Origin of the sequence: Burkholderia perseverans (assembly GCF_022870505.1) — a bacterium.
GTDB lineage: Bacteria > Pseudomonadota > Gammaproteobacteria > Burkholderiales > Burkholderiaceae > Burkholderia > Burkholderia plantarii.
The window spans coordinates 1,488,103-1,505,215 of the sequence record NZ_CP045094.1; the positions used below are offsets into that span (position 1 = coordinate 1,488,103).

Genomic DNA, 17,113 nt, shown 5'->3' on the forward strand with positions numbered 1-17,113 from the left:
CGGAGCAATCCGATGAACATGGCAGAAAGCCACCTGAACCCCATCGAACACGGTAGCGCGCCCGCTGACGGCAACGGCGCGTCGGCACAGCGCCCGCTCGCGCCGATTGAAGCGAAGATCGAAGTCAACAATCTGAACTTCTTCTACAACAAGTTCCACGCGCTGAAGAACATCAACATGCGCATTCCCGAAGGCAAGGTGACCGCGTTCATCGGGCCGTCGGGCTGCGGGAAGTCGACGCTGCTGCGTACCTTCAACAAGATGTACGCGCTCTATCCCGAGCAGCGCGCCGAAGGCGCGATCGTGATGGACGGCGAGAACCTGCTCGAATCGAAGCAGGACATCTCGCTGCTGCGCGCGCGCATCGGCATGGTGTTCCAGAAGCCGACCCCGTTCCCGATGTCGATCTACGACAACATCGCGTTCGGCGTGAAGATGTTCGAGAAGCTCACGCGTTCGGAAATGGACGACCGCGTCGAGTGGGCGCTGACCAAGGCCGCGCTCTGGAACGAAGTGAAGGACAAGCTGAGCCAGAGCGGCTACGGCCTGTCGGGCGGCCAGCAACAGCGTCTGTGCATCGCGCGCGGCATCGCGATCCGTCCGGAAGTGCTGCTGCTCGACGAGCCGTGCTCGGCGCTCGACCCGATCTCCACGGGCCGCATCGAGGAACTGATCGCGGAGCTGAAGAGCGACTACACGGTCGTGATCGTCACGCACAACATGCAGCAGGCGGCGCGCTGCTCCGACTACACCGCCTACATGTACCTGGGCGAGCTGATCGAGTTCGGCGATACCGAGAAAATCTTCATCAAGCCGGCCCGCAAGGAAACGGAAGACTACATCACCGGCCGTTTCGGTTGATGGCGGAGTACACACAATGACCGATAAGCATCTGTCGAGCCAGTTCGACGCCGATCTGAACGCGGTGTCGTCGAAGGTTCTCGAAATGGGCGGCCTCGTCGAGGCGCAGATCACCGAGGCGATGTTCGCGTTGAACGAGTTCGACCGCCAGGCGGCCGAGCGCGTGATCACCAACGAAGACCGGCTCAACCACATGGAAGTCGAGATCGACGAGGAGTGCGGCAACATCATCGCGCGCCGCCAGCCGGCCGCGCGCGACCTGCGCCTGCTGATGTCGATTTCGAAGACGATCACGAACCTCGAGCGTGCCGGCGACGAGGCCGAGAAGATCGCCAAGCGCGTGCGCCGTCTCGCCGACGAGCCGCTCGCGCGCGGCGTGAACATCGCCGAGATCAAGGTGTCGGGCGAGATGGCCGTGACGATCCTGCGCCGCGCGCTCGACGCGTTCGCGCGCCTGGATACGGTGGCCGCCGCGCAGATCGTCAAGGACGACAAGGAAATCGACCAGGAATTCCGTGCGTTCGTGCGCAAGCTCGTGTCGTACATGCAGGAAGATCCGCGCACGATCTCGGTCGGCCTCGACTTCCTGTTCATCGCGAAGGCGATCGAGCGGATCGGTGATCACGCGAAGAACATCGCGGAGTTCATCATCTACATCGTGAAGGGCACGGACGTCCGGCACCAGCCGCGCGACCTGCTCGATCGCGAAGCCAATAGCTAACCTACGTCAGAACAAGGACGGACAGAGGTGCCGATGCCCAGCAACATTCTCGTCATCGAAGATGAGCCCGCGATTTCCGAACTGATTTCGGTGAACCTTCAGCATGCGGGACATTGTGCGATTCGCGCGTACAACGCGGAGCAGGCCCAGAACCTGATCAGCGACGTGCTGCCTGATCTCGTCCTGCTCGACTGGATGCTGCCGGGCAAGTCGGGGATCGCGTTCGCGCGCGAACTGCGCAACAACGAGCGCACCAAGCACATCCCGATCATCATGCTGACGGCGCGCGGTGACGAGCAGGACAAGGTGCTGGGCCTCGAGATCGGCGCGGACGACTACGTCACCAAGCCGTTCTCGCCGAAGGAACTGATGGCGCGCATCAAGGCGGTGCTGCGCCGCCGCGCGCCGCAGCTGACCGAGGACGTGGTGTCGATCAACGGCCTGCGGCTGGACCCGGCCACGCATCGCGTGGCGGCCAGCGCCGAAGGCAGCGAGATCAAGCTCGACCTCGGCCCGACCGAGTTCCGCCTGCTGCATTTCTTCATGACGCATCCGGAGCGCGTCCACAGCCGCACGCAGTTGCTCGACCAGGTGTGGGGCGACCACGTGTTCGTCGAGGAACGCACCGTCGACGTCCACATCAAGCGCCTGCGCGCGGCACTGAAGCCCGCCGGCTGCGATGCTATGATCGAAACCGTGCGCGGCAGCGGCTACCGCCTCGCCAAGCACGCGTAACCTGGCACGGCGCGCGTGCCGCGCGCCGTCTCTCACCGTTCTCCCGTCTTCTTTCGAGCGCCAGCCATGAACATCATCTGGGTGCGCTTCCTGGTGTCGCTCGTCCTCCTCGCGCTGGTCGCGATCCTGGCCGGCGTGACGATCGGCCTGCGCGCGGGCCTCACGGTCGGCGTCCTGCTGCTGGTCGCCCAGGCATTCTTCGCCACCTTCCACACGCAACGCCTCTGGCGCCTGCTCGACGCGCCTGTGTACGGCGAAGTGCCGAGTGCGCCCGGCATCTGGGGCGAGATCTACTACCGGCTGCACAAGCTCGCCAAGCAATGGCACGCGCAGGTGCGCCAGGTCGAGCAGCAGCATTCGCGCTTCATCCAGGCGATCCAGGCCTCGCCGAACGGCGTGGCGATGCTCGACGACCACGACCAGATCGAGTGGTGCAACGCGATCGCCGAGCTGCATTTCGGGCTCGACGCGAAGCGCGACCTGCGCCAGCACATCACGCATCTGGTCCGCCATCCCGACTTCGTGCGCTACCTGAACTCGCAGCACTACGACGAGATGGTGGTGATGCGCGGCATGGGCGAGGGGCGCCAGCACGTGATCGCGGTGCAGGTGTTCCCCTATGGCGACAACCGCAAGCTGCTGCTCACGCAGGACATCACCGAGGTCGAGCGCACCGACGCGATGCGGCGCGACTTCGTGGCCAACGTCTCGCATGAGCTGAAGACGCCGCTCACGGTGCTCTCGGGCTTCCTCGAGACGCTGCGCGAGCTGCCGCTGTCCGACGACGAGCGCGCGCGCTACCTCGACATGATGGAGCAGCAGGCCTCGCGCATGCGCAAGATCGTCACCGACCTGCTGGTGCTCGCGAAGCTCGAAGGCGAGGGCAAGCCGCCGACCGACAAGCCGGTCGACATGGACGACGTGCTCGGCCATCTCGAGGACGTCGCGCAGACGCTGTCGGCCGGCCATCACGAGATCAGCTTCGAGATCGACGAGACGCTGACCGTGACGGGCGCCGAGACCGAGATCTTCAGCGCGCTCGGCAACCTCGTCACCAACGCGGTGCGCTACACGCCCGAGGGCGGCAGGATCCGCGTGAGCTGGCGCCGCGACGGCTCGCAGGCCGTGTTCTCGGTCAAGGACAGCGGCTTCGGGATTCCGGCCGAGGACCTGCCGCGGCTCACCGAACGCTTCTATCGCGTCGACCGCAGCCGCTCGCGCGACACCGGCGGCACGGGCCTGGGCCTTGCGATCGTCAAGCACGTGCTGCAGCGCCACGACGGCCAGCTGCTGATCCAGAGCGAGGAAGGGCGCGGCAGCACGTTCACGGCGCGCTTCCCGGCGCAGCGCACGATTCGCCGCCAGCACGTGGCCTGAGGCCGTGCGCCCACCGGAAAAAAGGCCGCCCGATTCGCATCGGGCGGCCTTTTTTCAATTTGGACCGCTGAATTCAAGCACTGAACTCAGCCGCCGAACTTCTCCAGCAGCCCGAGCTGCGCGCTGCGCGGCGTCTTGCCCGCGCGGCGGCGCTTGTAGTGCCCGTCGCTCTGCATCAGCCAGGCCGATTGATTGTCGCCGAGGAACACCGAGAGGCCCTCGGCGATCACGCGGCGCTTGAGCTTGCGATCGTGGATCGGGAACGCGACCTCGACGCGGCGGAACAGGTTGCGGTCCATCCAGTCGGCGCTCGACAGGTAGACGCGCTCGGCGCCGCTCGCGTGGAAGTAGAAGATCCGGTGATGCTCGAGGAAGCGGCCGATCACCGAGCGCACCGTGATGTTCTCCGAGAGCCCCGGCACGCCCGGCTGCAGCGCGCACACGCCGCGCACGATCAGGTCGACCTTGACGCCGGCCTGCGAGGCTTCGTAGAGCTCGGCGATCACCGACGGCTCCAGCAGCGCGTTCATCTTCGCGACGATGCGCGCGCGCTTGCCGGCCCGCGCGTTGGCGACCTCGTTGCGGATGCCGTCGATCAGCAGCGGATGCAGCGTGAACGGCGACTGCCACAGCTCGTGCAGCTTCAGCTCGCCGCCGATGCCGGTCAGCTGCTGGAACACGTGGTGGACGTCCTCGCAGATCTTCTGGTCGGCCGTCATGAAGCCGAAGTCGGTGTAGAGGCGTGCCGTGCGCGGATGGTAGTTGCCGGTGCCGAGATGCGTGTAGCGGCGCAGCACGGTCTTGCCGCCGCGCTTCTCGCGGCGCACGATCAGCATCATCTTGGCGTGGCACTTGTGGCCGACCACGCCGTACACCACGTGCGCGCCCACCGCCTCGAGCCGCGAGGCCCAGTTGATGTTGGTTTCCTCGTCGAAGCGCGCGAGCAGCTCCACCACCACCGTCACTTCCTTGCCGTTGCGCGCGGCTTCCATCAGCGCGTCCATCAGCGGCGAATCGGTGCCGGTGCGATAGATGGTCTGCTTGATGGCGACCACGTTGGGATCCTTGGCGGCCTCGCGCAGCAGCTCCAGCACGGGCTGGAAGCTTTCGTAGGGGTGATGCAGCAGGATGTCGCCGCGATCGATCGCGCTGAACATCGAGGTGGTGTTGGCGACCGCGGCCGGCGTCGACGGCGTGTGCGGCACGAACTTCAGCTCGGGCAGGTCGACCAGGTCGGGCAGCTGCATCAGGCGCACCAGGTTCACGGCGCCGTGGACGCGATAGCAGTCCTTGTCGTTGAGGGCGCTTTCGTCGAGCAGGCGCCGCACGATGTGCGCGGGCGTGTCGGCCGACACCTCGAGGCGCACCGCGTTGCCGAGATGGCGCGCCGGCAGTTCGCCCTGCAGCGCCACGCGCAGGTTGGTGATCTCGTCCTCGTCGACGAACAGCTCGCTGTTGCGCGTGATGCGAAACTGGTTGCAGCTCTTCACGACCAGCTTCGGGAACAGCTCGCCGACGAAGCGCTGCATCAGCGAGCTGAGCAGCACGAAGCCGTGGCGGAAGCCCGACAGTTCCTGCGGCATGCGTACCAGGCGCGGCAGCGCGCGCGGCGCCTGCACGATGCCGAGCAGCGCCTGGCGGCCGAACGCGTCGCGGCCTTCGAGCTCGACCACGAAGTTCAGGCTCTTGTTCAGCACGCGCGGGAACGGATGCGCGGGATCGAGCCCGATCGGCGTGAGCACCGGCAGCAGTTCGTCGAGGAAATAGTTGCGCGCCCATTCGAGCTGCGCCTCGCTCCAGGTGTCGGTGCCGTGGAAATAGATGCCCTCGGTCTCGAGCGCGGGCAGGATGGTCTCGTGCAGCATCGTGTACTGCTTGTGGACGAGCCGCTGCGCGCGCTCCACCACGAGGTCGTAGACGTGCTGCAGCGACATGCCGTCCGGCGACAGCGCGCCGGGGTTGTCGCGCATCTGCTCCTGGAGGCCGGCCATGCGGACCTCGAAGAATTCGTCGAGATTGCTGCTGGTGATGCAGATGAAGCGCAGCCGTTCGAGCAGCGGCACGTGCGGGTCGGCCGCCTGCGCGAGCACGCGCTCGTTGAAGCCGAGAATGCCTAGTTCACGGTTGAGCAGCGGATAGCGAATGGACATCGGCAGCGAGGATGGCGGTTCGAAGTCGGGTGGAGCAGGCAGGAATGGAATTTCGGAAATTCTCACGGTTCGATGACATCTTGATGACGAATATTCACTTCTTTCGGAATGATACGGCCTGACATTCCATGATTTGATGACTTCTTGATGACAATCAGGATTCGTCTGCAAATAATACGTCCGCCACGCCCGGATCACCTTGGCTTTTCGCATGATTGCCAATCGGCCTGGCCGGATTGGCGCGATGATCCGACACCGCGGCGGCGACAGCGCTTAAAATGTCGCGTTTGAATGGTATGGGTCGGCACAGTGGCGGCTCGCCGGCTCGAAGAGACACGGAGCCCTTACCCGATATGGTTACTTCCCCGCAACTACTCGCCGCCGTCGATCTCGGCTCGAACAGCTTCAGGCTGATCGTCGGACGCGTCGAGGAAACTCCCGCGGGCAGCCAGATCTACCCGGTCGATGCATTGCGCGAGCCGGTGCGCCTCGCGGCGGGCCTGTCGCGGGACAAGATGCTCGATCGCGCGTCGCAGGAGCGCGGCTGGGAAGCGCTGAAGCGCTTCGGCGAGCGGCTGCGCGACTTCCATCCCGACCACGTGCGCGCGGTCGCCACCAACACGCTGCGCGTGGCGAAGAACGCCGGCGAATTCCTGGTCGAGGCGCAGGCCGCGCTCGGCTTTCCGATCGAAGTGATCGCGGGTCGCGAGGAAGCGCGCCTGATCTACGCGGGCGCGGCGCACTCGGTGCCCGCCAACGCCGGCAAGCGGCTGGTGGTCGACATCGGCGGCGGCTCGACCGAATTCATCATCGGCCAGCACTACACGCCGATCGTGATGGAGAGCCTCTACATCGGCTGCGTGAGCCACAGCCGCCAGTTCTTCCCGGCCGGCAACGTCGACGAATACACGATGCGCCAGGCCGAGCTCGCGGCCAAGCGCGAGATCCAGATCATCTCGGGCGAATACAAGAAGGCGGGCTGGGACCAGGCGATCGGTTCGTCGGGCACGGCGCGCGCGCTGGCCGAACTGGTCGAGGGCAACGGCTTCAACGACGCCGGCATCACCCACGGCATCTCGCGCGGCGGCCTCGAACGCCTGAAGCGCGCGCTGATCAAGGCCGAGAACGTGAACCGGCTCAAGCTGGTGGCGCTGAAGCCCGACCGCATTCCGGTGCTGGCGGGCGGCCTGTCGATCATGCTGGCCGTGTTCGAGGAACTCGGCGTGGACTACGTCGACACCACCGACGGCGCGCTGCGCCTCGGCGTGCTGTACGACCTGCTCGGCCGCGCGCAGCACGAGGACATGCGCGCCGTGACGGTGGAGGGCTTCATGCGCCGCTACGGCGTGGACCGCCCGCAGGCCGACCGGATCGCCTCGCTCGCCACCAGCTTCTACGACCAGCTCGAATTCACCGACGAGGCGCACCGCGTCGAGGATCGCATGTTCGTGGGCTGGGCCGCCGCGCTGCACGAGATCGGCCTGTCGATCTCGCATAGCGCCTATCACAAGCATTCGGCCTACATCACCAGCAACGCCGACATGCCCGGCTTCTCGCGCACCGACCAGGCGCGGCTCGCCGCGCTCGTGCTCGGCCACGCGGGCAAGCTCGGCAAGCTCTCGCAGTCGCGCGACGTGGAATGGCCGCTGCTGTTCTGCCTGCGGCTCGCGGCGCTGCTGTGCCGCCGGCGCACCGATGCCGGGCTGCCCGAGCTGTCGGTGTCGCATGTGAAGAAGGGCGGCTACGAAGTGCGGCTGCCGAGCAGCTGGGTCGAACAGAACCCGCTGACCGACTACAGCCTGAGCCAGGAAGCGGCCGAGTGGGAGAAGGTCGGGATTCCGTATCGCGTCGTCTACACCGAAGCCTGAGCGTCGCCTCGCGCCCGCGCGCGACCGCGTGCGGGCACGCCTGCCTTCCGGCGTTGCCGCGTCGGCGCCCGCTAGGGCGTGCAGACGATCGCGGTCAGGAACGGAAACGCTTCCCTGACCGTTGCGTCGCTGCCCGCCGCGCGCACCTTTTCCTCCACCGAACTCTTGCTGCCGCGCACCACCACGCCGTAGCCCCACTTGCCGATCGGCTTGCCGTCGCCATGCTGGAACAGCGGGTCGTTCTCCTGATAACCGACCACCACGAACACCGAGAACCCGTAGGCGGTCAGCGGGTGGGCGGTGCGGAACGCGTTCATCGAATTCGATTCGACGCGCATCGGCTTCGGCTGCAGGTCGCCCGCCTCGGCGAGCGGAGCGATGAAGTCATGGCCGTTCGACGAGCAGTCGAGCGCGGCGTCGAGCGGTTTCGGCTCGGCGGCGAAGGCGGGCGCGGCCGGCGGGAGGGCGGTCAGCACGGCGCAGGCGAGGCCGGCCGCGGTGCGAAGGTAGGCGTTCATGCGTCGATGATCGGTGAATGTCGTGATTCCGGGAGGTGTCGTGCCGCGTGAGCGGCATCCCGGCGCGCGTCTCGCGGCCCGGGCGCCGCGATGTGGCGGACGGCCCGGCTTTTTTACCGATCATAACGAAAACGCGGCGGCGGCGCAGCGTCCGCCCGGCTCCGTGTCATCCCGCATGGCACGAAACCGGGCCGGCGCCGGCCGCCGCGGCGCGTGGCCTACCGCGCGGCCTACTGCATGGCTTACTGCTGCCGCTGCAGATACTGCCGGACTTCCTGCATCGTCACGCGGCCGCTGTGCGCGGTATCGATCTGGTCGAAGTGCTGCGCGATGAACGGCAGCCCGTTGGCCTGCGCCTGGGCCTTGGTGATCGATTGATTGTCGGCCAGCGCGCTGTTGGTGGCGAGGCTCGAGGCGAGCCGCGACTGCGCCTGCTGCGAGAGGTCGTTGCCGGTGGTGGCCTCGGCCGGCGCGGCGAGCGGCTGACGCGGGAAGAACGGCCCGTCCACGCCGCCCTTGAGCGGCACCGGCGTGGAGACGGCCTGCGGCGCCGCCGCGAAGGCCGGCGCGGCCGGCAGCAGCGGCAGCGCGAGCGACAGGAGGAGCGCGGCGAGGCGCGAGATCGATGATGGCGATTGGATCATGGCTTGACTCGTGTTGGGTTCGCGAACGCGGGCCGCCCGCGGGCGGCGCCGCGCGTTCCGGGTTCAGCGGGCGGCGATCGCCGCGGCGTTCAGCGTCGGCGTGCCGGCCGGGCTTTCGTCGGGCCACGGCGCCGGCAGCTGCGCGAGCGACAGCGCGTTCGGGATCGACTGGTTCGTGAAGAACGAGACGAGATCCGAGCGCAGCTGCGGCCGCGCGACGTTGTCCAGATAGATCATGTGGCCGCCCTGGTAGAACGTCATCTGCAGGTTCACCTGCAGGCCCTGCACCGTCTGCAGCCGCGCGAGCTGGTTCTCGGTCAGGAAGAACGGCGTGGCGAGATCGTGATAGCCGTTCGCCGACAGCACCTTCAGCTGCGGGTTCAGGCGCAGCGCGGCGAGCAGGTCCGGAATCGTGTCCGGCACCACCTGCCCGGCGTGGCTGAAGTCCCATACGCCGATGATGCTGTCGTTGAGCGTCGCGTAGGTCGCGTTCGGCGCCGAATAGCCGAGCTCGTTGGGCAGCTGCGTGGCCAGCGTGTTGGTGAACGGCTGCGTGATCAGGATGTCGGACGGATCCGAATCCTGCGCGAGTCGCGGATCGCTGCTCGGCAGGATCACGCGGCCGTCATACCGGCCGATGGTCGAGCCGGGCACGAGCGAGGTGCCGAAGTAGTCGTTGCCGAAGTAGGCGTTCAGCGAGGCGATCGACAGGTTGGTCTGGGTCGACCAGGTCGAGAGCGTCGTGTTGTCCGGGAACTTCGGGTTTGGCACCAGCGACGAGCCGGCGAAGAAGAACGTCGGGGCGTATTGCGCCAGCTGCGAGTACTGCGCGGTCACGAAGTTCTGGATCTGCAGCGCGAACGTGCCGAGGTTGGTCGGCGCGGGCGACACCTGGTTGAAGTAGGCCGCCACCTCCGCGTAGCCGAGGAAATAGCCGATCATCCCGTCGGTCGTGTACTTCAGCTCGAGCGCGGTGCTGCTCGAGTTGCCGTTGGTGATCGCGTAGGTCTCGCCCGGGTCCGCGAAGTAGTTGAGGATCGACGACTGCAGCACGATCCCGGTCAGGTTCACGCCGGCCGATTCGAGCGACAGCGCCAGCATGTCGGTGCGCGGCGTGCCATACGATTCGCCGTAGAGGTACAGCGGCGAGGTCGAGCGGCCGTTCGCCGCCACGTAGCGGCGGATGAAGTCGCGCATCACGCGCACGTCGGAATCGGTGGTCCAGAACGTCTTGTTGGTGTTCGGCGCGATCGCCTCGGAGAGGCCGGTGCCGGGCGGATCGATGAACACCATGTCGGTGGTGCCGATCAGGCTCTCGTCATTGCTCACGAGCGGGAAGTTCGGCCAGTTCGTCAGCAGCGGGTCGGGCGTGGCCACGCGCGTCGGCGCGAACGAGCCGAGCCGCAGCCAGACCGACGACGAGCCCGGCCCGCCGTTGTAGAAGAACGTGACGGGGCGCGGCGCGCCGTTCTGGCTCGGCGCGGTGTAGGCGACGTAGGACATGGTCGCCTCCTGCTTGCCGTTCGGATCGGTCGCGATCAGGTGGCCGGTGGTGGACGTGTAGTTGACGGTGGTGCCGCCGCCCGTCCACTGGCGATGCATGACGGCCGCCGACTCGACGGCCTGCGAGGCTCTCAGGCTCGCGTTGGCGGTGGTCGAGTAGGCGATCGTGTCGGTGAGCGGACGGTCGGCCGACGCGGCGATCGACGCCACGCCGCTGCTCGATCCGTCGCCGCCGCAGGCGCTGAGCGCCAGCACCGACAACGACAGCACGACCCCTCCGATTTGCCGGATCGCGCGGCGCGATCCGGAACCCAGACCCTGTGTCTTTGCTTTCATTGTTGTTCCTTTTCCTTTCGATTTATTTAAATCAATCAGAACGGCAAACCAATCCGGCGCGGTGAATCCGGATTGCCCTCATTTATTTATTGAACTGCTTTATCGAAACGACTCGCGTGGGTCGCAAAGCAGCGTAAGAATGAAAAATGCCGCCGTCAATCGGAGATTGCGGGAAATCGTGTGGAGTTTTGTGAAGCGGCTTTGCTGCGGCGCGGAAAGCCGCGAGGGGCGTGGCAGGGAAGAGGGGATTGAAAGTCGCGAATTAATACGGTGCCGGATTAAAGCATTGATTGTCGGTGGCTAAATGGTGGAAACCGGCTGGCACCGAATTAATCCGCTTGATCGACTGATTTACAGCGTGTATTGCCGGTTTCCGGATAATTCATGGGTTTCGCCGCCCCGCCGGTTTCACCGGCCGGCCGCGAGCCGCGCGGCTGCCTGCGCGACCAGCGCCTCGCGCGCCGCGATGATCGGCGCGTAGCGCGCCCTCACGGTATCGACCACCTCGACTGGCGCCGTCTCGGGGCGGCCCGCGTCGAACGGCGGCGCGGGCGCGTATTCGATCGCCAGTTGCGCGGCCTGCGCGATGGCGTCGCCGTGCAGCTCGCGGGCGATCGTCAGCGCGAAGTCGATGCCGGCCGTGACCCCGCCGCCCGTGACGAGCCGCCCGTCGCGTACCACGCGTTCGCGCACCGGCGTCGCGCCGAATGGCGCGAGCAGCGGCAGCGAGGCCCAGTGGGTGGTCGCGCGGCGGCCGCGCAGCAGGCCCGCGGCGCCGAGCACCAGCGCGCCGGTGCAGACCGACGTCACGTAGCGCGCCGAGGCTGCCGCGCGCCGCACGAACGCGAGCGTCGCCTCGTCGAGCAGCAGCTCGCCGATGCCGGCGCCGCCCGGCACGCACAGCACGTCGACCTCGGGGCAGGCGTCGAAATCGGTGTCGGGCGTCAGCACCAGGCCGTGCGCGGCGGCGAGCGGCGCGGTGCTTTTCGCGACGCGATGGACCGTGGTGTCGGGCAGCGCCGCGAACACGTCGTGCGGGCCGACCAGGTCGAGGGCCTGGACGCCGGGAAACATCAGGAGTGCGATTCGACAGGGCATGACGGGCTCCGGGTGATCGGTAGGAAACGGTTCAGTCGGCGAGACCCGCCGCGCAGCGGGCCGCGAACGCCGCGTGCGCGACCGGGTCGACCCGGTGATGGGTCGTCTCCGTCGCGCTCGGATGGCGGGCCAGGCGCGATGCGGGGCGGATCGGACGCGGCGCGAAACCGCCGCCGCAGTTCGGGCAGACGTCGAGCAGCACCTGCTCGACGCAGGCGGCGCAGAACGTGCATTCGTAGCTGCAGATGCGCGCGTCCGGCGCCTCGGGCGGCAGCGGCTTCGCGCAGTGTTCGCAGGTCGGGCGTAGTTCCAGCATGGGCGGCTCCGGGGACCTCACATTCACATCGATAGGCGATTTCGTGCCATCGTAGTTTTCACCATAATCGGTGACAATACCGGTTCCTGACAGGAATGGAAAAATTCCTGCCATCGATGCAAGCCGCTGTCCGGAGCCCGCATGTCTCGTCCGTCCCCGCTGTCCCCACCCGCTGCGCGGCCGCCCAGACGCGTCTGGCTCGTGCTGCCGCCGCGCGTCCACATGCTCGACCTGGGCGGCCCGCTGCAGGTGATCGCCTCGCTCGCGCCGCTCGGCATCGCGCCCGTGACGGCCTGCTGCGTGGCCGCCTCGAATACGCTGACGAGCTACCAGGGCGTGGCGCTCGCCGGCCTCGCGCCGTTGCCGGCGCGCGTGGCGGCCGGCGACTGGGTGATCGTGATCGGTTCGCGCTACGACTTTCGCGCGCCGCTGTCGGCCGAGCACGAGGCGATCACCGGCTGGCTCGCGCGCGTGGTGGCGCCGCTGCGCGAGCGGGTCGTGATCGCGAGCGTCTGCACCGGCGCGTACCTGCTCGGCGCGGCGGGGCTGCTCGACGGCCGCGACTGCACCACCCATCACAGCCATCTGGCGCGCCTGCAGCGGCGCCATCCGGAAGCGCGCGTGCGCGCCAACCGGCTGCTGGTCGACGAAGGCACGCTCGTGACCTCGGCCGGCGTGTCGGCCGGGATCGATCTCGCGCTGCACCTGATCGCGCGGCACTTCGGCGCCGCCGCGGCGGTCGCCGTGGCGCGCGAGAACGTGGTGCCGTTTCGGCGGATGAGCGGCGACCCGGCGCTCGACACGCAACTGCGCTACCGCGACCACGATCAGGACGTGATCCACGCGGTGCAGGATTTCCTCGTCGCCGAGCCGGGCTGCGCGCTGCCGTACACGGAACTGGCCGCGCGGTTCGCGCTGAGCTACCGGCATCTCGCGCGGCGTTTTCGCGATGCCTGCGGGATCACGCTGAAGGCCTACCACCAGCAGTTGCGGATCGCCCGCGCGCGGCAGCTGCTGCGCGACAGCGACGCGAGCGTCGAGCGCGTCGCCGAGGCCTGCGGGTTCGCGAGCGTGCAGGCGTTTCGCACCGCATGGCGACAGGTCGAGCCGCTCGCGCCCAGCGCGTGGCGGGCCGCGTGATGCGCGGCTGACGCGCGGGGCTGGCCTGGGGGCGATGCCGGCGGCGGGCCGGGCGTCGGCCTGGCGGGAGGGGGCGCCGTTACCGGCCGTGAACCGGCACGGCGGTGCGGCCGCGCGCGGCGCGCATGAGTGGTCAGTGGCTGCGCTGCAGCCGTTGCAGATAGTGTTCGCAGCGCGCGCGCAGCGCTTCCATCTGCGGCGAACCTTCGTCGGCGAGCAGGCCGTCGGCGAGGCCGGCGCCGTCGCCCGAGGTCGCGACGTCGTAGATTTCGCAGGCGAGGCCACGCGCGGCCATCGCGATCCGGATCCGGTCGAGCCAGTCACATTCGACGCGATGGCTGGCGAGCCAGGTGCGGGTGGTGGTGACGACGCGGTCGGGCGGCATCCAGCGCCCGTTCTGGATGCGCGCAACCAACTGACCCGTCACGAGGTAACGAAGCAGGTCGACTTGTGTCACGGCGAAATCCTCCTTGCTGAAAACGGCCGGTGCCGGTGCGGTCCGGTCGAAAATCGCGCCGGCGTGATTCGGCCGGCGATGCGGCGGCGGGGTGCTTCGTTGCTTCCGTTCGGTGCTGCCGATGCGTTCCCGGGCTCGTTCCGGACCTCGCAGCGCTCGAGCAAGCGCCATGCCCGGCCGCTGGCAGGCGCGGCATGGCGCTTGCTGCACAGGGTGTTCCATTCACCACCGGAGGTCCTATGCAATTCGATCCGACACGAGCCGTGTGGCGCACCCTGGCGATGAGCGCGCTGTGCGCGGGGCTGCTGGCTGCCGCGGGCTGTTCGAAGCAGAGCGACAACACGGGAACGGCCGGCGCGCCGGCCGCGTCGAGCGAGGCATCGCAGGCGGACGCGGCCAGCGGCGTGTCGCCGGCGCCGATGGCGCCGCCGGCCGCCTCGTCCGATGCGGGCGCGGCATCCGACGCGTCCGGCGCATCGAGTGCCGCTCCCGCCTCGGGCGGCTGACGGCAGGCGATCACGGCAAGCGATGACGGGCGCGTCCGCTCGAACGCGGGCGCGCTCATTCACCTGTTCGCCGGCGCGGTGGGCGTCCGGCGCAACCTGACGGAGGCCGCATGAGCAGCACCCTGAATCCCGACAACACGCCGCTCGATTCCGGCGCGAGCGGCACGCCCGAGGGCGACACGCTCGGCCCGAGCGATTCGTCCGACAGCGGCAGCGATACGCGCGGCGCGAAGCGTCGCCCGTTCGACATCGACAGCGAACTCGACGCGCATGCGCTCGAGCGCGGCGAGGCGGCCGGCGCGGCCGGCACCGATCGCGCCGGCACCGGCGAGCGTGCCTCGGCCGACGGCGATTCGACGCTGGTCGACAGCGGGGACATCGAGCCCGACCGCACCGACTCGATCGCCGACGAGGCGGAAGCGCTCGAGGACGCCGAGGCCCGCGCACGCGCCGAGGCCGAGCGCGGCCTGCGGCGCTGAGCCGGGAATTCTTTCAATCGTTTGAAGTTTTGAGGTCAACGGAAGCCAAGCGCGGAGAGGGGGCCCGGTGCCGGATCCGGTGCCGGACCACCTGCCCGCGAACCGATCGAGGAGGCATGCGATGCAACGACGCCATCCGAACCGCTCGCGTGACATGCGCGGGCCGGCCAACTGGCAGGAGCGCAACGAACGCGCGTATTGGGGCAACGACGAGAACGACCTGCCGCATTACGACGACGTGCTGCTGCCCGACGACGAACGCGAGATCGATCTGCACGACGCGCGCGAGCAGCGGCCCGCCGATCGCATCGACGAGCGCCGCTGGCGCGACGAGCGCGGCTGGGCGCAGGCCGACGCGGGCGGACGCTCGCCCGAGGCGCGCGGCGGCCGCGATGTCGAGCGCGATTCCGGCCGTGCCGTCGGCCGGGATTCCGGCTACGAACCCGGCTATGACAACGATCGCGACCGACCGGGCGCGCGGCGCGATGAACACGGGCGCGACGAGGCACGTGCCTACGGCGAGTCACGCCCCTACGGCGGCCCGCAACGCGCTGCGCCTTCGCCGCCGCGCGGCGGCGAACGCGGCGGCGTGCTCCACGACGCACGCGGCAGCCGCCGCGCCGAACCGCATTATCCGGAAGAGCGCAGCCGCGGTGGCCATGGCGCGCCGTCCCACGCGCGCTACGACCCGCCCGGGCATCCGGCGCGCGAGGCGGGCCGCGCCGCGCGCACGGCCAGCACGGCGCCGCGGCTGCGCGGGCCGAAGGGCTACACGCGCTCGGACGAACGGATTCGCGAGGACGTCTGCGAGCGGCTCGCCTATGCGATCGACATCGACGTCAGCGAGGTCAGCGTGACCGTGACGGATGCCTGCGTGCAGCTCGACGGCACCGTGCCGGAGCGCTGGATGAAGCACGAGATCGAGGATCTGGCCGACAGCTGCGTATGGGTGCGCGACGTCGACAATCGCGTGCGCGTGGCGCGCGTCGCGTCCGGCGACGAACCCTATCCGGTGCCGCGCGAAGCGCAGCCGACGCTGCCGTCTTCGCCGGCGGACTCGCCCGCGCCGGCCGCGCATCCGTCCGGCGCGATCGGGCCGGCGGGCGCGGCCGAACCGTCGACCGGACCGGCCGGCCCCGAGGCGGACCGGCAGCGGCACTGACCGGGACGGGCGGCGCGGTCCGCCGTGTCGCGTCGATGCGAGCGCGCGTGCCTAGCGGCGCGCGCTCTCGTCGAGTTCGTGCTGCAGTCCATGTTCGCGCATCAGCGCGAGCCGGTTGTAGAGCGTTTTCAGGCTGATGCCGAGCGCCTTCGCCGTGCGCGGCTTGTCGCCTTCGAAGTGCCGCAGCGACGCCATGATGAAGCGCTGCTGCGCATGCGCGAGCGTCGCGCCGAGCGGCAGCGACATGACATTGTCGCGCACGTCGGCGCGCGGCGGCAGCTGACGCGGCAGGTCGAGTTCGATGGTGTCGTCGGCGAGGATGAACGCGCGTTCGATGGTGTTGCGCAGCTCGCGCACGTTGCCGGGCCACGGGTAGCTGCGCAGCAGCTTGAGCGCCTGTGCCGAGAGCGCCTTGCTGGTGCCGTGCTGCGCGTTGAGCGTGTCGATCAGCGCGCGCGCGATCTCCTCGACGTCGCCGTCGCGGTGGCGCAGCGCCGGCACGTGCAGCGCCATCGCCGCGAGCCGGTAGAACAGATCCTCGCGCAGGCGCCCGTCGCGGATCGCGTCGGCGGGATTGTGGTGGGTGGCGGCCACCACGCGCACGTCGAGCGCGATCGTCTCGGTGCCGCCCACGCGCATGATGGTGTTCGATTCGAGCGCGCGCAGCAGCTTGACCTGCAGGTCGCGCGGCATCTCGGCGATTTCGTCGAGGAAGATCGTGCCGCCGCGCGCGGCCTCGAAGAAACCGATGTGTTGCGCGGCCGCGCCGGTGAAGCTGCCTTTCTCGTGGCCGAACAGCTGCGATTCGGCGATGTCGGCGGGGATCGCGCCGCAGTTCACGGCGACGAACGGGCCGTTCGCGCGCGGGCTCGAATCGTGGACGAGGCGCGCGGCGATGTCCTTGCCCGCGCCGCTTTCGCCGACGATCAGCACGCTCGCGCGGGTCGCGGCGATCTTCTCGATCTTCGACAGCAGCGCCTGGATGCGCGGCGAGGAGCCGGCCAGACGACGGCCTTCGCTAGTGAGTCTCGACATGGATGGTTCTCGTGGTAGAAAGGAGGCGCCTCCGTGGACGGTCACCGCGCAGCGTGTAATTTTTATAACCGCAAGCGTATCGAATCCTGCCGCGCTTAATGAATTGAAATTTCCAATGTGCAACGCTATAGCGGATAGAAAAAACCGATAATGCCCGGCGCTACGGCGTTGTCCCCTATACTCACCGAAGGTCTATTCAACAGGTCA

Annotated in this window: 17 protein-coding genes; 9 read left to right on the forward strand and 8 right to left on the reverse strand. The window is 68.2% G+C overall.

The window, feature by feature from the left end:
• Positions 1-12 precede the first annotated feature (12 nt).
• The 4 genes from pstB to phoR all read left to right on the forward strand — a co-directional run bounded on the left by pstB (position 13) and on the right by phoR (position 3,694).
• Entirely contained in the window at positions 13-861 is an 849-nt protein-coding gene (gene pstB / locus BpN12_RS21200) for a phosphate ABC transporter ATP-binding protein PstB (protein WP_246797416.1), read from the forward strand.
• Between the two features lie 16 nt (positions 862-877).
• On the forward strand, positions 878-1,582 hold the full coding sequence (gene phoU / locus BpN12_RS21205) for a phosphate signaling complex protein PhoU (RefSeq protein ID WP_042624435.1): 705 nt from the start codon (positions 878-880) through the stop codon (positions 1,580-1,582).
• Between the two features lie 33 nt (positions 1,583-1,615).
• Positions 1,616-2,317, forward strand: coding sequence for a phosphate regulon transcriptional regulator PhoB (gene phoB / locus BpN12_RS21210; RefSeq protein ID WP_026051494.1), 702 nt, complete (start codon positions 1,616-1,618; stop codon positions 2,315-2,317).
• A gap of 66 nt (positions 2,318-2,383) precedes the next feature.
• Positions 2,384-3,694, forward strand: coding sequence for a phosphate regulon sensor histidine kinase PhoR (phoR, locus tag BpN12_RS21215; RefSeq protein ID WP_246797417.1), 1,311 nt, complete (start codon positions 2,384-2,386; stop codon positions 3,692-3,694).
• An 86-nt stretch (positions 3,695-3,780) separates the two neighbouring features.
• Here the strand turns inward: phoR and ppk1 are convergent, their stop codons facing one another.
• Positions 3,781-5,844: a polyphosphate kinase 1 gene (gene ppk1 / locus BpN12_RS21220; RefSeq protein ID WP_246797418.1), complete on the reverse strand. Its 2,064-nt coding sequence runs from the start codon at positions 5,842-5,844 to the stop codon at positions 3,781-3,783.
• Positions 5,845-6,197: 353 nt separating this feature from the next.
• Between ppk1 and ppx the strand changes: the two genes are divergently transcribed.
• Positions 6,198-7,712, forward strand: a complete 1,515-nt coding sequence (ppx, locus tag BpN12_RS21225; protein ID WP_246797419.1) for an exopolyphosphatase — start codon at positions 6,198-6,200, stop codon at positions 7,710-7,712.
• A gap of 71 nt (positions 7,713-7,783) precedes the next feature.
• Here the strand turns inward: ppx and BpN12_RS21230 are convergent, their stop codons facing one another.
• From BpN12_RS21230 to BpN12_RS21255, 5 genes are all read right to left on the reverse strand, one after another.
• Positions 7,784-8,230, reverse strand: coding sequence for a hypothetical protein (locus BpN12_RS21230; protein ID WP_198249557.1), 447 nt, complete (start codon positions 8,228-8,230; stop codon positions 7,784-7,786).
• A gap of 242 nt (positions 8,231-8,472) precedes the next feature.
• Complete coding sequence (locus BpN12_RS21235; protein WP_042624440.1) at positions 8,473-8,874, reverse strand: hypothetical protein; 402 nt, start codon at positions 8,872-8,874, stop codon at positions 8,473-8,475.
• 63 nt (positions 8,875-8,937) lie between these two features.
• A complete protein-coding gene (locus tag BpN12_RS21240) occupies positions 8,938-10,713 on the reverse strand; it encodes a S10 family serine carboxypeptidase-like protein (protein WP_425306356.1) in 1,776 nt (591 codons plus the stop codon).
• A 408-nt stretch (positions 10,714-11,121) separates the two neighbouring features.
• Positions 11,122-11,811 (reverse strand): DJ-1/PfpI family protein, encoded by a 690-nt coding sequence (locus tag BpN12_RS21250; RefSeq protein WP_246797421.1) that lies wholly within the window; start codon positions 11,809-11,811, stop codon positions 11,122-11,124.
• Between the two features lie 31 nt (positions 11,812-11,842).
• Positions 11,843-12,127: a DUF1272 domain-containing protein gene (locus BpN12_RS21255; RefSeq protein WP_246797422.1), complete on the reverse strand. Its 285-nt coding sequence runs from the start codon at positions 12,125-12,127 to the stop codon at positions 11,843-11,845.
• Between the two features lie 141 nt (positions 12,128-12,268).
• On the opposite strand from BpN12_RS21255, the gene BpN12_RS21260 reads away from it, so the two are divergent.
• Entirely contained in the window at positions 12,269-13,267 is a 999-nt protein-coding gene (locus BpN12_RS21260) for a GlxA family transcriptional regulator (protein WP_246797423.1), read from the forward strand.
• 133 nt (positions 13,268-13,400) lie between these two features.
• Here the strand turns inward: BpN12_RS21260 and BpN12_RS21265 are convergent, their stop codons facing one another.
• Entirely contained in the window at positions 13,401-13,724 is a 324-nt protein-coding gene (locus BpN12_RS21265; protein WP_246797424.1) for a hypothetical protein, read from the reverse strand.
• A gap of 263 nt (positions 13,725-13,987) precedes the next feature.
• Between BpN12_RS21265 and BpN12_RS21270 the strand changes: the two genes are divergently transcribed.
• From BpN12_RS21270 to BpN12_RS21280, 3 genes are all read left to right on the forward strand, one after another.
• Positions 13,988-14,230 (forward strand): hypothetical protein, encoded by a 243-nt coding sequence (locus BpN12_RS21270; protein WP_246797425.1) that lies wholly within the window; start codon positions 13,988-13,990, stop codon positions 14,228-14,230.
• Positions 14,231-14,340: 110 nt separating this feature from the next.
• Positions 14,341-14,709 carry a chemotaxis protein gene (locus BpN12_RS21275; RefSeq protein ID WP_246797426.1) on the forward strand — a complete coding sequence of 123 codons (369 nt, stop codon included), beginning with the start codon at positions 14,341-14,343 and terminating at the stop codon, positions 14,707-14,709.
• 121 nt (positions 14,710-14,830) lie between these two features.
• Positions 14,831-15,871, forward strand: a complete 1,041-nt coding sequence (locus BpN12_RS21280) for a BON domain-containing protein (protein ID WP_246797427.1) — start codon at positions 14,831-14,833, stop codon at positions 15,869-15,871.
• 51 nt (positions 15,872-15,922) lie between these two features.
• Here the strand turns inward: BpN12_RS21280 and BpN12_RS21285 are convergent, their stop codons facing one another.
• Entirely contained in the window at positions 15,923-16,906 is a 984-nt protein-coding gene (locus tag BpN12_RS21285) for a sigma-54 interaction domain-containing protein (protein ID WP_246797428.1), read from the reverse strand.
• Positions 16,907-17,113: the final 207 nt, after the last annotated feature.